Source organism: Lysinibacillus sphaericus (genome assembly GCF_001629735.1).
Lineage (GTDB): Bacteria > Bacillota > Bacilli > Bacillales_A > Planococcaceae > Lysinibacillus > Lysinibacillus pinottii.
In genome coordinates, this window is sequence record NZ_CP015224.1 from 4,561,404 (window position 1) to 4,576,717 (window position 15,314).

14 protein-coding genes are annotated in these 15,314 nt (G+C 34.2%); 13 read left to right on the forward strand and 1 reads right to left on the reverse strand.

Going from position 1 to position 15,314, the window contains the following annotated elements; all coding sequences use genetic code 11:
• Positions 1 to 36: 36 nt before the first annotated feature.
• The 12 genes from fliB (at position 37) to prfB (ending at position 14,230) form a co-directional block, all read left to right on the forward strand.
• The gene (gene fliB / locus A2J09_RS22125) at positions 37 to 1,260 is read left to right on the forward strand and encodes a flagellin lysine-N-methylase (protein ID WP_036160838.1); all 1,224 of its coding nucleotides are present in this window, start codon (positions 37 to 39) and stop codon (positions 1,258 to 1,260) included.
• A 141-nt stretch (positions 1,261 to 1,401) separates the two neighbouring features.
• The gene (locus A2J09_RS22130) at positions 1,402 to 2,067 is read left to right on the forward strand and encodes a class I SAM-dependent methyltransferase (protein WP_012292909.1); all 666 of its coding nucleotides are present in this window, start codon (positions 1,402 to 1,404) and stop codon (positions 2,065 to 2,067) included.
• A gap of 58 nt (positions 2,068 to 2,125) precedes the next feature.
• Positions 2,126 to 4,144, forward strand: a complete 2,019-nt coding sequence (locus A2J09_RS22135; RefSeq protein WP_231112980.1) for a sulfatase-like hydrolase/transferase — start codon at positions 2,126 to 2,128, stop codon at positions 4,142 to 4,144.
• Positions 4,145 to 4,343: 199 nt separating this feature from the next.
• Positions 4,344 to 4,736: a flagellar protein FlaG gene (flaG, locus tag A2J09_RS22140; protein ID WP_012292911.1), complete on the forward strand. Its 393-nt coding sequence runs from the start codon at positions 4,344 to 4,346 to the stop codon at positions 4,734 to 4,736.
• Between the two features lie 21 nt (positions 4,737 to 4,757).
• Positions 4,758 to 7,250 carry a flagellar filament capping protein FliD gene (gene fliD, locus A2J09_RS22145; protein WP_012292912.1) on the forward strand — a complete coding sequence of 831 codons (2,493 nt, stop codon included), beginning with the start codon at positions 4,758 to 4,760 and terminating at the stop codon, positions 7,248 to 7,250.
• A 28-nt stretch (positions 7,251 to 7,278) separates the two neighbouring features.
• Entirely contained in the window at positions 7,279 to 7,638 is a 360-nt protein-coding gene (locus A2J09_RS22150) for a flagellar protein FliT (RefSeq protein ID WP_012292913.1), read from the forward strand.
• Between the two features lie 210 nt (positions 7,639 to 7,848).
• Entirely contained in the window at positions 7,849 to 8,259 is a 411-nt protein-coding gene (fliS, locus tag A2J09_RS22155; RefSeq protein ID WP_012292914.1) for a flagellar export chaperone FliS, read from the forward strand.
• Positions 8,260 to 8,452: 193 nt separating this feature from the next.
• Positions 8,453 to 8,833 (forward strand): PilZ domain-containing protein, encoded by a 381-nt coding sequence (locus A2J09_RS22160; protein WP_008178814.1) that lies wholly within the window; start codon positions 8,453 to 8,455, stop codon positions 8,831 to 8,833.
• A gap of 99 nt (positions 8,834 to 8,932) precedes the next feature.
• The gene (gene hpf / locus A2J09_RS22165) at positions 8,933 to 9,484 is read left to right on the forward strand and encodes a ribosome hibernation-promoting factor, HPF/YfiA family (protein ID WP_012292915.1); all 552 of its coding nucleotides are present in this window, start codon (positions 8,933 to 8,935) and stop codon (positions 9,482 to 9,484) included.
• A gap of 141 nt (positions 9,485 to 9,625) precedes the next feature.
• Entirely contained in the window at positions 9,626 to 12,136 is a 2,511-nt protein-coding gene (secA, locus tag A2J09_RS22170; RefSeq protein WP_012292916.1) for a preprotein translocase subunit SecA, read from the forward strand.
• Positions 12,137 to 12,490: 354 nt separating this feature from the next.
• Complete coding sequence (locus A2J09_RS22175; protein ID WP_036160840.1) at positions 12,491 to 13,024, forward strand: competence protein ComK; 534 nt, start codon at positions 12,491 to 12,493, stop codon at positions 13,022 to 13,024.
• A gap of 101 nt (positions 13,025 to 13,125) precedes the next feature.
• A protein-coding gene (gene prfB / locus A2J09_RS22180; protein ID WP_206700897.1) for a peptide chain release factor 2 occupies positions 13,126 to 14,230 on the forward strand; the annotation gives its coding sequence in 2 pieces (ribosomal slippage) (positions 13,126 to 13,200 and positions 13,202 to 14,230; 1,104 coding nt in all).
• Positions 14,231 to 14,270: 40 nt separating this feature from the next.
• Here the strand turns inward: prfB and A2J09_RS22185 are convergent.
• Positions 14,271 to 14,780 carry a competence protein ComK gene (locus A2J09_RS22185; protein WP_031418723.1) on the reverse strand — a complete coding sequence of 170 codons (510 nt, stop codon included), beginning with the start codon at positions 14,778 to 14,780 and terminating at the stop codon, positions 14,271 to 14,273.
• A 226-nt stretch (positions 14,781 to 15,006) separates the two neighbouring features.
• Here A2J09_RS22185 and A2J09_RS22190 point away from each other — a divergent pair, with 226 nt between their 5' ends.
• Positions 15,007 to 15,255: an IDEAL domain-containing protein gene (locus A2J09_RS22190; RefSeq protein WP_012292920.1), complete on the forward strand. Its 249-nt coding sequence runs from the start codon at positions 15,007 to 15,009 to the stop codon at positions 15,253 to 15,255.
• Positions 15,256 to 15,314: the final 59 nt, after the last annotated feature.

Here is a 15,314-nt window from a genome sequence, read left to right on the forward strand (position 1 = left end):
ATTTATTAAAATGAGAAAAAATTAGGATGTGCAAATATGAGACCAATTTTAATACCAGAGTATTTTGAAGAGTTTAGTTGTATTGGTGGTGCTTGTGAGGATACTTGTTGTGCAGGGTGGAATATTACAGTAGATAAAAAGACTTATCAAAATTATCGTAAAGTAAAACATCCAGAAATAAGTGAGAAGTTACAACGCTATGTAAAACGTAATCGAAATCAACAGGATGATTCGAGTTACGCAAAATTACTTTTAGACGAAAATAAGAACTGTCATATGATGTTGGAGGATGGCCTATGTAGTATTCATAAAGAATTGGGAGAACAGTTTTTATGTAATACTTGTGCTACTTATCCAAGACAATTTACACAAGTAGGTTCCATTGTAGAAAAAAGTTTAACATTATCTTGCCCTGAGGCAGCAAGAGTTGTTCTATTACGTGAAGAAGGTTTAGGTTTTATTGAGACAGAGGAGCCTAAAGATACTCGAGGATTAATAAGTGGTGAAATTAATTTAAATAAGCATCCTTTATTTTGGGATTTAAGAGTTTTTACTATTCAACTAATGCAGAGTCGTAAACAACCTATAGAAATCCGATTAATTATTTTGGGTCTGTTTATACAAAAAATTGAGCAATTAAATCAAACTGAATTAGAAAAAAAATTACCTGAAATAATGGAAGATTATTTAAATCGCTTAGATAATGAAGAATTCATTGAATCCTTAAAAAATATTGAAGGGAACTTGATTTTTCAACTAAATTTAGCTCGAGATTTAATACGTTATCGTATGTCTGCTGGAGGTGTGTCATCGGAAAAATATTTATCTATTCTATCTCAACTATTAGAAGGATTATTATTAGATGAAGATGACAATCAAGAAGTACAGGACATGGATAAATCGATTGCTAAATATAATCAAAGCTATCTAGATTATTATGAACCATTCATGGAAAAGCAGGGTTATATACTTGAAAATTATATTGTCAACTATATATTTAAAAACCTATTTCCGTTTAATTACAATTCAATGTTTGAGAGCTATATGATGCTTGTTATTCACTTTACACTTATTAAATTACATATGATTGGAATGGCTTCAAACGAACAAAATTTAACGCAAGAAATGGCTATTGAATGTATACAACAACTTGCAAAAGCAATTGAACATAATTCTTCTTATCTTCAAGGCGTTCGTAAAGGTATGGAGGATTCTGGCTATACTACAATGGGACATATGTTTGTGATGATTAGTAATTAAGTATCGTTTTTTTATACATAAACGGCTTAATTCAAATTAATGAAAATAAACAAATTTTCAAAAAATATAAATATTTGGATAGTTTGAAATAAGAGAAGAAGAGGTGAAAATACGAAAAAAAAAAAGAATGGAGAATTTTTTATGAATTATATAAATAAACAGTATTGGGAAAAATTTTATAAAAAACGAGTGAATTTAACAGAATCATCAACTTTTAGTGAGTTTATTTTTAGAAAAAAAGAACGAATGATAAAAAACACAATTCTAATTGATTTAGGATGTGGTACTGGGAATGATACTTTTTATTTTGCAAAAAATGGTTTTGAAGTAATCGGTATTGATGGATCAGAAGAAGTAATAAAAAATAATAACATCACGTTGAAAAAATATTTGAATACAAATAATAAAGTGCATTTCGACTGTGTTGATTTAAGTAATGAGAATGAAGTTCAAAAATTAATGGTTAAATTAAATGAAATTTCAATGTCGCAAGAAAAGGATATTTTATTTTATACTAGGTTTTTCTTACATGCAATTACAGATGAAACAGAAAATTTGATTTTTGAAAGCATTCTCGAGAATATTCAAATTCCATGTGAAATAGTTTCGGAGTTTCGAACAAAAGAAGATGAAGAATTAGACAAAGTTTTTGATAATCATTATAGAAGATATATAGATACAGATTTGCTAATTACCAAATTAATAAATCTAGGGTTTTCAATTCAAGAATTTTCAAAAGGTAGAGGACTTTCAATTTATAAAAATGAAAACCCATTTTTAGCAAGAATGGCTATTAAAAAGAACTAGATGAGTGATTTTAACTGCATTCTTTAAATAATACTAATAATATTTTAATATTGAAAGAGTGATATTTTTGAAAGATGTTAAAATAACTGCTATTAAAAAGCTTGAGGAAGAAATTACGTATCTCTTAAATGAAGGTCAATTTACAGAAGCTAAAGAAAAATTAGATAAAATAATTATAAGAAATGAAGCTTATTATTCCTTATTTTCCAATTACTACTATTTAATACATGAGTATCAACAAGGAATAACCTTATTAGAGGAGGCAATAAAGGAGTTCCCATTTTCATTTGAAATCTTTTATAATTTGGCAACTTTAAAGAGTGCAATTGGAGAACAAATCCATAGCTTATGGTTATTTGCACGATGTTTAAAGTTAGCGAGTTGTGACGAAGATAGTGAAGAAGTAGCAAATCAACTTAATAAAATAATAAAAATAATAAAAAATGATTCTACATTAATACCTGAACAGCTACATTCAATTTTAAATTATACACAAATGATTCTTCATGAAGGAGACGAGAGAACGTATCCAGTTAATCGCTTTAATCAAAGTCTTATTAAAAAAATTGTAAAAGATTCTTCTGACAATGAATACTTTACGGAAATGTATAAATCAATGGACGTCAAGGATATAGATATAAATTCACGTTACTATTTTAAAACTGAATTGTTACAAGGGAAAGCTACTGATTCATTTTCATTTGAAATTAATAATGAAACAACATTACCAGTAGCATTGTTTGAAGAATATGATGATATTTTAGTGGAAGGCCCGAAAATTAATTTTTGTTTTCCTAAAAATGTGTTAAGGACTAACCAATTTAATTATTTTACATTTGCGGATGTTGGTAAATATAAAGTAACGTCTAGTAAACTCTTTTTTGTTGCTAAACCAGTTAATTTGAAGCCTAAATTAAAATCTGCGCAAGTTATAATAACTATTTTTGTAGATGGATTAGCAAATAGTGTAATAGAAGAAAAGTTAAATGATTTAATGCCACATACATATAATTTTTTCTCAAATGGTTATATAAATAATAATTGCTATACAACAGGAGATTGGACATTACCAAGTGTTGCAAGCATATATACCGGCAAGACTACCTTACAGCACGGCCTTTACCATCCTTCAAATCATTTTGAGTTAAATAAACATAATCATTTATTTACTAAGGATTTTCAAAAGAATGGATATATGACTACCCAAATAAATAATGACTGGCGGGTTACACCTACTTATGGTTATTTAGAGGGGATGGATAGAATCTTATATCAAAACTATACAGGCGGCTTTACAGCTGGAGAAGTTGTTGCGGAAGCAATCGAACACTTAGAGACATTCAAAAATAACAATCATTTTTTATGGATAAGCTTAATGGATTTACATGATGTAGCTGATGAAATTAATAATGATTTAATGAGTCAGGTAAATGTGTCAGCAAAATATAGACAAAATAAAAATCTTGGTGCTACATCTGTATTATCTCCTTATGACCCAAATAAAATTAAAAAGTACGAATCAGAATTAAAGCGAGTAGATTTACATTTATCCTCATTATATAGTTACCTTGAATCAAGTTTTGGCAAAGAAAATATTATTGTCGCTTTAGTAGCTGATCATGGACAAACTTATTTAAAAGAAGACGACTTTCTCTTACATGAACCAAGACGTAAGGTCCCATTTATGTTGGCAGGTGGAAAAGTTGAAGGGAAAATTAGTAATGAATTATGTTCAATTCTTGATATTTACCCTACAATTGCTAAACTTGCTGACATTAAGTTAGATAGTAATGAAGGTGTTGTATTAAAAGATTTTGGAGGTAACGGGCGTGGTACAGCCACAACGGAAACAATACACCCTAATCAACCTTATCTAGTTGCTATTACAGATGCTGAACATATTTTTAGATTTAAGACTAAATCTAATGTAACTGACAATGGATTAGTTGATTTAGAACATTATGAAGCGCAATTATTAGACTTAAATACATTAGAAGATGTATCAGTACAATTTATTGATAAATTAGAGAAATATGTAGATATAACTATTCAAAGAGCAATAAAATTACAGTCGTAAAATAAAAATACAGTGAGATAATTTAAAATTAAATAGGATAGAATAGATGGCCTCTTGTTCAAGAAAGAATTATTTGAACGAGAGGCCATTCTTTGAAGTATACAAACAAATCAAAGTACTTCAGTAGAAAGAGTCAAACATTCCTAAAAACTTCCGATATTAAATATAAGAATAAGAAAAGTTTAGGAGGTTACATATTATGCGTATTGCAGCTCAAGGACAATCTACAGATGTAGGAACTGCAGCGTCGTCTACTGTTGCGAAGAAAACAGTAAAAGAGGAAACTACGATGACGACTACTAGTAAAGCTCAATTAGTAACGCAATCACAAGTAGAAAATCTACCTACTGCTGACGTACAAGAAATATCTAAAGAGAAGCTGCAACATGCAGTAGACACTGTAAATGAATTTTTACAAATCAATCATAATGCTTCTAAATTTGTGTTACATGACGGTTTAGATCGATATTTTGTACAAGTTGTTGATACCCAAACAGAAGAAGTCGTAAAAGAGATCCCTCCCAAAAAACTTTTAGATGCATATTATGAGATGCAAAAGTTATTAGGAATGATCGTGGACGAAAAAATATAAGAATATTTAGGAGGAAATATAATGGTAAATAGAATCGGCGGTTTAGCTTCAGGAATGGATATAGATGCACTGGTAAAAAAATTAATGAATGCGGAAAAAGCACCATTAAACAAATTATATCAAAAGAAACAAACATACGAATGGCAACGTGACGCTTATCGCAGTGTTAATACAAAATTAAAAACATTCGATACTTACATTGCAGATAATCTAGTGTTAAAAAGCTTTCTTTCTAAAACAGCAGCTAGTTCCAATTCTAACTTAGTAACTGCAACTGCAACAGGAAGTGCTGCGGGAACACTGTCAATTGAGGGTGTTTCTCAATTAGCTACAGCAGCTCGTAAAGTTGGTGACCAGGTTAATGCTGTAGGAACTACGAAAATATCCGATTTTGCATCAACAGGAACTATAGAATTTAAAGCCATCCAAACCAACGGCAAATTAGCAAGTGAAGCAACAAAGATTGAAATTACTTCTGATATGACAGTTGATCAATTTATTAGTAAAGTGAATTCTAGTAATGCAGGAATAAGTGCTGTATTTGAAAATGGTCGATTCTCCTTTACTGCCAAAAACACTGGTGATGTTAAAGGTGATGATGAAATCAAAGTTGTAGGTGGTTTAGATATTTTCAACAAGTTAGGGTTTGCTGATCCTAATAAAGTTCAAAATACAGAAGGAAAAAATGCTATTTTCACTGTAAATGGCATAGCTACAGAAAGAACAACAAATACATTTACTATTTCAGGCTATAATGTAACGCTAAAAGATACATTTAATGGCCTCCAAACGATTGCAGATAAATATAAGGCTGCTGTGGAAGAATTAAAAAATGCTACTACCAATTTAGCAAATAAGCAAGCAAATCTTATTACAAAACAAAATGCTTATGGTGCTAGTGATATTAATAGTTATACCGCTAACCATGAAACTGCGTATAAAAACGCTTTTGGTAATACTTTATCTTTGTCACAACAAGTGCAATATAACAAACTAGGAAATGATGCATGGAGAAATTTATCAACAGATGAAATAGATTTCATTAAAAACCAGACATCCGTACAAGGAATCAAAGACAATATTGATGGAAGTACTTTAAGTGATGAAAGTAAAGCAAAATTAAAAGGTTTATCAAATAGCGCCCTAGATGTTTTATTTACAAACAAAGATCAGCTTACAGATTTTAAAGCTCAAGCGGAATACGAAAAATATGGTGTAAAATTAAAAGATTTTGATCAAAATGCCATTGATGCATTAAAACGTTTCTCATATAACAGCAGTGATTCAATTGAAAAAATTCATAAAGATATAGATGATAATCCGGAGTTTACAAAGGAAGTCAAAGATGCGCTAAAATCTTTAAGTAAAGATGATTTAACTAATTTAATAGCAACAGATTCAGCAACTTTAAAAACTTATCAAGAAAAAGCTCAGGCTGACGATTTCAAACAAAAGTATAGTCAGTTAGGCGATGCGTTAATTAAAGAGTTGCAAGAAGGTACTAAAAAGGTTGAGGATTTAACAGAAAAACAAAAAGAGATTTGGAATAGCTTATCACCAGAAAAAAAAGGTCAATTTTATGATTTAGCCGATCAAAATATTAAGCGCTCCGAGTATTTAACTGCAGTTGCTGAAGAAAAAGCAGCTCAAACTCGTTTAACAGAGGCCACTAATACCGAAAAAGCAGCAACAGCAGATGCAACTGCAGCAGGTATTTTAAAGGATGATGGTAGTGGCGGTAAAGTAGTTGACGAGGATAAAGTAAATGCTGCTCCACAAGCACAAGCGGTCACTATGACTTCCACAACAGATGTGGATGACATCATGGCTAAAATTAAGGAATTTGTCACTACTTATAACGGTTTTATCAAAGATTTAAATGATCAAACGAAAGAAACAAAATATCGTGATTATACACCGTTGACTAGTGAACAAAGAGAAGAGATGTCAGAAAGTGAGATTAAGCTTTGGGAAGAAAAAGCGAAAAGTGGGTTATTAAGAGGTGACACTCTTATTCGTGAAGGGCTTGCAGGTATGCGTTCTTTAGTATACCAATCAAATCCTGGTATTGACTCAAAATATAATTCCCTCTTTAGTATTGGGATTACAACATCAAAAAATTATAATGATGGCGGTACTTTAGAAATTGATGAAGCAAAATTACGAAAAGTATTGGAAGAAGATCCTGATGCAGTTGAAAAACTCTTTAAAAATAGTGAAGGTAAAAAGGATGATGTCGTAGACGGAAAAACAGTCGATACACGCGGTTATTTAGATAAACTTCGTGGATCGATGAAAACTTTTGAAATTACTATTGAAAAAAAAGCAGGCCGCTCTACGATGACCGACGCTCAATATGCAATTGGAAAAAATTTAGTGGATACAGAAAGTCGAATCAGTACTTGGAAAAGAAAACTAGAGGATATAGAAGCACGATACTGGAAACAATTCACAGCAATGGAGCAAGCTATTAATAAAGCAAATCAACAATCAAGCATGTTCATGCAGGGCTAAGGATTTCTTTATTAGATAGGAGAGTATAATGTATCAAACAGATCAACTATTACAGGTGTCCGCTAATCTATTTAAGCATTTAGGTGACATTCCAAATGGTGAAGAACGTGACGAATATATTGAAACAATTAATACCATGTTGGACAAGCGTGAAACAATTATTAAAGGCTTGAAACAAGAAGGTTTTCAATTCGATGAACAAAATCGTATTCATCGTACTCTGTTAGAGTTAGATAAGGGCATAAAACAACGATTAGCAGCTGTTATGGATGCAGTTAAACAAGACATGGCAAACCTACAAAAAACAAAAAAAAGTGAACAGCAATATTTCAACCCTTACTCCAATGTTCGTGTGATGGACGGAATGTATTACGACAAAAAGAATTGAACTTTTATCTTCATTCAGTGTGGTGGAAGCCGCAAGCTGAATGAAGATAAGGCCCAGGCGTATGTCAAGGATTTTTAAAAGAAGTGAATTGTGCTATCACAATTCAAAATCCCGACACAATTACGCTTGGGCGTAATTGATCAAATAGCTTTTCTTCGGAAAATGGTTTAAACTAGTAAATAAGTAACCTTTCAAAGGAGTTGTCCTTTATTGGCAGCAAATTTAACAGCACAAAATGCGTACAAACAAAATAGTGTAACCACTGCTTCTCCAGGAGAGCTGACGTTAATGCTTTATAATGGATGTTTAAAATTCTTGAATAAGGCGAAACAAGCTATTCAAGAAAAAAATATCCAAGAAAAAAATACAAATCTTATTAAGGCACAGGCAATTATAAGTGAATTAATGGCAACGCTTAATATGGATATTGAGATTTCGAAACAAATGCTACCTCTTTACGAATATATGAATCATCGTCTAGTCGAGGCAAACATTCAAAATGATGTAGCCATTATTGAAGAAGTAGAAGGATTAGTGACGGAATTCCGCGATACGTGGAAGGAAGTTATTCGCATTAATCGACAACAGCAATTTGGTCAGGGAAACAGCGGACAAATTTAGACACTATTAGAGACCATCCACCAAGATGGTCTCTTTTCTTTAAGACAGAATCATCTGTTAGAAATTATCACTAAATAGTCATAAAATAGGCTGTTCAACGGTAAAATATGTTACTTATTCCCCTAGCTGTAAGATGGGCATCGTGTCATAATCAAAGCAATATAAATGTTTAACAATATACTGGGGTGGGAATATGATTTTTAAGCGTCAAGAAGGTTTCCGATTTAAATTTGAGGAGCCTGTTCAAATAACTTTTGCTGTTTATGAAAATGGGCGAGTTAATCATGGGCAGACGGCAATGGCTGAATTGCTGGATATTAGTCCGCGTGGGTTAAAGATGTATACGGAAGTGGATTTAGGTGTGAATCCCCCACCATTAGATATCCATTTTGTGCTTGATACGCAAGAGGTACGGGCTTATGGTGAAGTGATTTGGAGTCGTCCATTTGGTAGTGGTAAGCAATATGGTGTTTATTTTAATGATCAAGGTCGTGTTGAAGAGTTGATTGTAGATGAATTAAAGCTACGACGCAAAAAAGAAGCGGCAGAAGCAAAAAAGCAAAGCCAATATTAATTTTATAAAAGTTTTTTGTAAAATAAAGAATTATTTTAGAGGAATTTCACACACTTGTGTAGAAATAGATAGTATAGCAGTTATAAAGGAGGAGTTTACATGTTAAACTTTAACATTCGTGGTGAAAATATTGAGGTAACTCCAGCTATTCGAGAGTATGTTGAGAATAAAATCGAAAAAGTTGAACGTTATTTTAACGAAGATGTTAACGCCAATGCTAACGTAAATTTAAAGGTTTATAATGACAAGCAAACAAAAGTGGAAGTTACAATCCCAATGAAGAACTTAACTCTTCGTGCTGAAGAGCGTCATAATGATATGTATGCTGCGGTTGATCTCATTGTTGATAAATTAGAGCGTCAGATTCGTAAGCATAAAACGAAAGTAAACCGTAAATTCCGTGAGCGTGAAGGGGCAGGCCTTTATTTTGCTACTACTCAAGCAGTCGCTGATACGACTTTGGATGAAGAAGAATACTCCATTGTACGTACTAAGCAATTTGATTTAAAACCGATGGATCAGGAAGAGGCTGTATTACAAATGAATATGTTAGGGCATGATTTCTATGTCTTTACAGATGCTGAATCAAACGGCACAAATATTGTGTATAAACGTAAAGACGGAAAATATGGCTTAATTGAAACAACTTAAACTTCATGATGACAAAGGCTCTCGCGATGGCGAGAGTCTTTTTTGTATGACTTTCTCATGCAAGTAGGGTGACTGTTTGCATGAAACTGTTACACAATGGTAAAATGAAAGTTGAATCTATATAGGAAGTGAAAAACATTCATGGCAAACCTATTAAATAAATTATTTGATTTCAATAAACGTGAGTTAAAAAAATTAGAAAAAATCGCTGACCAGGTTGAGGGATTCGCTTCTCAAATGGAACAGCTTTCAGATGAACAATTACAAGCGAAAACAGAAGAGTTTAAAAAGCGTTATGCGGATGGGGAGCAGTTAGAGTCTATTCGTGCGGAGGCTTTTGCTGTTTGTCGCGAAGCGTCGAAACGTGTGTTAGAGATGTATCCGTTCCGTGTCCAAATCATGGGGGCTGCTTCCCTTGATGAAGGTAACATTTCAGAGATGAAGACCGGTGAAGGTAAAACGTTAACAGCTACGATGGCGGTTTATTTAAATGCGATTACTGGTAAAGGTGTGCATGTTGTCACAGTCAATGAATATTTGGCTAGTCGTGACGCTGCTGAGATGGGACAACTGTATAATTTCTTAGGTCTTACAGTAGGTTTAAATTTAAATAGCTTGTCAAAAGAAGAGAAGCGTGCGGCCTATGAAGCGGATATCACTTATAGCACAAACAATGAATTAGGATTTGACTATTTGCGTGATAATATGGTGCTTTATAAAGAGGAGCGTGTTCAACGCCCACTTCACTATGCTGTCATCGATGAGGTTGACTCGATTTTAATTGATGAGGCACGTACGCCATTAATCATTTCCGGTCAGGCTGGGAAATCAGCACAGTTGTATAAACAGTCTAATGCGTTTGTACGTATGTTAAGTGCAGAAACAGATTACACATACGAAGAGTCAACAAAAGGTGTTACATTAACAGATGCTGGTGTGGAAAAGGCGGAGAAAGCATTCGGCATTGACAATTTATTTGATTTAACACATGTCCGCTTAAATCATGCGATTAACCAATCGTTAAAGGCACATGTGAGTATGCATAATGATGTCGATTATGTTGTCCAAGATGGCGAAATTGTGATTGTTGACGGCTTTACTGGTCGTTTAATGAAGGGGCGCCGATATTCGGATGGCCTCCACCAAGCTATTGAAGCAAAAGAAGGCGTTGAGATTCAAAATGAATCAATGACAATGGCTACCATTACATTCCAAAACTATTTCCGTATGTACCAAAAGCTTGCGGGAATGACAGGTACAGCGAAAACTGAGGAAGAAGAGTTCCGCAATATTTACAATATGAGCGTTATTGCGATTCCTACGAATAAGCCAATTGCTCGTGATGACCGTCCAGATTTAATTTTTGCTTCTATGGAAGGGAAATATAAAGCGGTGGCGGCTGATATTGCAGAGCGCCATAAGGCAGGACAGCCTGTTCTTGTTGGTACGGTTGCGATTGAAACATCTGAAATTATTTCGCAATTGCTTGATAAACATAAAATCCCTCATAATGTACTGAATGCGAAAAACCATGAACGTGAGGCAGAAATTATTGCAAATGCTGGTACAAAGGGTGCTGTAACGATTGCCACAAATATGGCGGGGCGTGGTACCGATATTAAACCTGGTGAAGGTGTTTTAGAAATTGGCGGGTTAGCGGTAATTGGTACAGAGAGACATGAATCCCGTCGTATTGATAACCAGCTACGTGGACGTTCTGGTCGTCAAGGGAATCCAGGGGTGACACAATTTTATTTATCACTAGAAGATGATTTAATGCGTCGTTTCGGTTCAGATAATATGAAGTCTATGATGATGCGTTTAGGAATGGACGATACACAGCCATTGCAATCAAAAGTTGTGTCGAGAGCTGTAGAATCAGCGCAGAAACGTGTCGAAGGTAATAACTTTGATGCTCGTAAGCGTCTATTACAATATGATGATGTTCTCCGTCAGCAACGTGAGATTATTTATAAAGAGCGTTATGATGTGCTAGAAACAGAAAATATGCGTGTGCTTGTGGAATCGATGATTCAAGAGACGATCGATAATGTTGTCGGACTCTATACACAAGGGGAGCAAAAAGATTGGAATCTGAAGGCTATTGATGATTTTGTGGCTGCTAACTTGCTAGAGGAAGGTCAACTAAAAGTAGCTGATTTCCAAGGCAAATCTGCTGAAGACATTAATCAATTGATTTCAGAAGCTGTTCATGCTCGATATGATGAAAAAGAAGCAGAGCTTACTCCAGAGCGTATGCGTGAGTTTGAAAAAGTTATTTTATTACGTTCTATTGATACAAAATGGATCGATCATATTGATGCAATGGATCAACTTCGTCAAGGTATCCATCTGCGTGCATACGGTCAAAATGATCCACTTCGTGAATATCAACAAGAAGGTTTTGCGATGTTCGAAGATATGGTTGCTTCCATTCGCGAGGATGTTGCGAAGTATGCAATGAAGGCAGAAATTCGCAGTAATCTTGAGCGTGAAGAGGTGGCGAAAGGTCAGGCTGTTAATCCGAAGGAAGAAGGCGGTCCTGCTCCGAAAAAGCAACCAGTTCGTAAAGCTGAAAATGTTGGACGTAATGATTTATGTCCGTGTGGAAGCGGTAAGAAGTTTAAAAACTGTCATGGCGCAGCTCAATAATATAAAGGGAAAAGGTCATTTTAACTGTGTGTTGAAATGATCTTTTTTTATAAATAAATAAATTTTTGTTATAAAAGTCAGAATTTATAGACAATAGTAAAATGTGGGTATACAATAGCTGTAATATTAGGGATTTAGTTTTAGAGAATACTTCTATTATTACCTAATAATTAGGTGGGTTGAAAACAAAGAATTAAGAGTGACAAAAGATTAAAGATGGGGTGGGAGAAATGTGGGTGGAAATAGAGTTTTCCAAGCAATTTCGACTTGTAGAAAAAAGCGGGAATGTACGGACATGGGTATATTCTTTTTTTATTTAGGCTGAAAACATAAGTGCATAAAGGGGGAATAATGATGCATAAGAAGGATATTATGAGTAGTGAAACTATGCTGTATATGCCTGTGTATGATTCCTTTGGAAATTTATGTACTCGGGTAATGGAAAAAAGTAAAGATTATATTTCTAAAATACCGCCGACAAAGTTAATGGACTATAATCTGCGTTATTATGGTTCTAGCTTAAGAGGGGCTTTTGATGGATCAAAAATGATTTTAGGTAAGCTTAATAAAAACCCAATCGTTGTGGATGAGCGAGGTAATATTTTATGGTTTCCGAGCAAGTCGCCTCTACATCCGGAATGTATATGGTTTGCTGTCCATCATATTGATGAGTATATCTCTGTGGATAAAAAGAGTACAAAGATAATCTTTACGAATGGGCAGGAAATTATTGTAGATGTTAGTGTCAAAACGATAGAGTATCGTATTCAACGGGCATTTTTATTAAAATATAGATTAGAGAGAAGGACGAAGCATTTACTTGTTCAATATGATCGTGTGAAAGTATTTCAACGTTTTACGCTTGATATGCTTGAGGACGAGACTTAGGATTGTGTATTTATGTATGTTTTCCTCTGTAAAAACGTTATAATAAAAAGATACGGAGCTTTCACACTAGGCTCCATTACAAACGTTCGGAGGATTTTACAATGATAGAATTAGCAGATGTACGCAATGTGTTAGATACTACAGCCAAAAAATTGGTGGACTTCAGGGGGTCTCTTTGACTTAGAAAACAAAGAGGCACGTATACAGGAGTTAGATGAAATGATGCTAGAGCCAGGATTCTGGGATGATCAGCAAGGTGCACAGGTGATCATTAATGAGGGTAATGGCTTAAAAGCAATCGTTAATGAATATAAAGAATTAGAAGAAACACATGAGAATTTAGATATGACATTGGAGCTTTTACGTGAAGAGCCAGATGAAGAATTGCAGGAAGAATTGGGAAAAGAGCTGGTGGAATTCCAACAAAAAATGGCTGATTTTGAGCTGCAATTATTATTGAGCGGTCCATACGATCAAAACAATGCCATTTTAGAATTGCACCCAGGAGCAGGGGGAACAGAGTCACAAGACTGGGGTTCTATGCTTTTACGTATGTATACACGATGGGCTGAGAAGCGTGGCTTTAAAGTGGAGACAATGGATTATCTTCCTGGTGATGAAGCAGGGATTAAATCTGTAACCATTTCGATTAAGGGGCATAATGCTTTCGGTTATTTACAGGCCGAAAAAGGTGTCCATCGCCTAGTACGTATCTCACCATTTGATTCTTCAGGACGTCGTCATACTTCTTTCGTTTCTTGTGATGTTATGCCAGAGTTTGACGAGAATATTGAAATTGATATTCGCACAGAAGATTTGAAGATTGATACGTATCGTGCGACAGGTGCGGGTGGTCAGCACATCAATACAACAGATTCAGCTGTTCGTATTACACACATCCCGACTGGCACGGTTGTACAATGCCAAGCAGAACGTTCACAAATTAAAAACCGTGAAAAAGCGATGGCTATGTTAAAAGGGAAATTATATCAATTAGAGCTAGAGAAGCAACAGGCGCAGCTTGATGAGATCCGTGGTGAACAAAAGGACATTGGCTGGGGCTCGCAAATTCGCTCTTATGTATTCCATCCATACTCTATGGTAAAAGATCATCGTACCAATGAAGAAACAGGGAATGTCGGAGCGGTAATGGACGGCGATTTAGATCCGTTTATTAATGCGTACTTACGTTCAAAAATTAATTAATATCCATCCCCCAAGAGTTAATCTTGGGGGATTCTTGCAGTTAAAAGGGTGGATGATAGGGGGAGTCTTGACTAAGCTGTTTTCGTTCGTTCATATAATGTTTATAGAGCATTGATGCATTTACAAACTGCTTACTAATAGAAGCATATTGAATAGGTAGCTCAATCTTTTTATCATTTTTTAATGTGACAACACATCCTGTTTTACTAGGTGTAATGTTAGTAATAGCATGGAGTCCTATCCATATATTATGAATTGAATTCGGTGAATAGGTTGGTAGAAAAATGCAAGGAAACCCATAATCAAAAGCCACAACTATTGGTAGCTTATGTTGATTACCAAAAAAACGTTTAGCAGATTGCTTGGCAGCTTCATAGGTGGAGCCTAATGATATACAAGATTTTCTTAGTACATGCATCGGTTTCCGAGTAACAATTAGCTCATTATGTTTGTCAATAACATGAGTAAAAACTTTAGCGTCATGCTGAATAGGTTGTAGCAAGTAAGTGTTAAAGGAAATTAAATAGCCATTAACAAATTTGGTAGTCATAGTGAAAGTGCCTCCCTTTTCTATTGATAATCGTAGTGTAGTACATAATATGAATTTCAAAAAATATACAAAATAATGGAACAAGGCTTATAAATGAATGAAATGCTTAGAGAGTTTGCTTTAAACTTCACGAGTTTAGTAGCTAATTCAAGTTATTTTCAAATCGTAAGCATTGCTTTTTAATTTCAATTTTCATATAATTTAGAAAAGGATCGGGGTGAGATCGTTGGATAAATATTATTCGTACACAGATTTTCTAAAAGCCGTTGGTCATTCAAAAAAAGTTGATGAGGCAGAGAGATTATTAAACGAGATTTATTTAGATTTATTTTTAAATCGTATCCAGCGTATGCATCGACAAGAGCAGCTCATAGTTCTGATAGATAGAGCGCTCGATGATAAAGATGAAAACGCATTTTATCAATACGCAACCGAACTAAACTCCTTGCATCAAACAGAAGATGAATCATACTAATTATTCCGCTCTCCGCGTCTATGGAGAGCGGGATTTTTGTTTTTGGAAATGATAGAGTG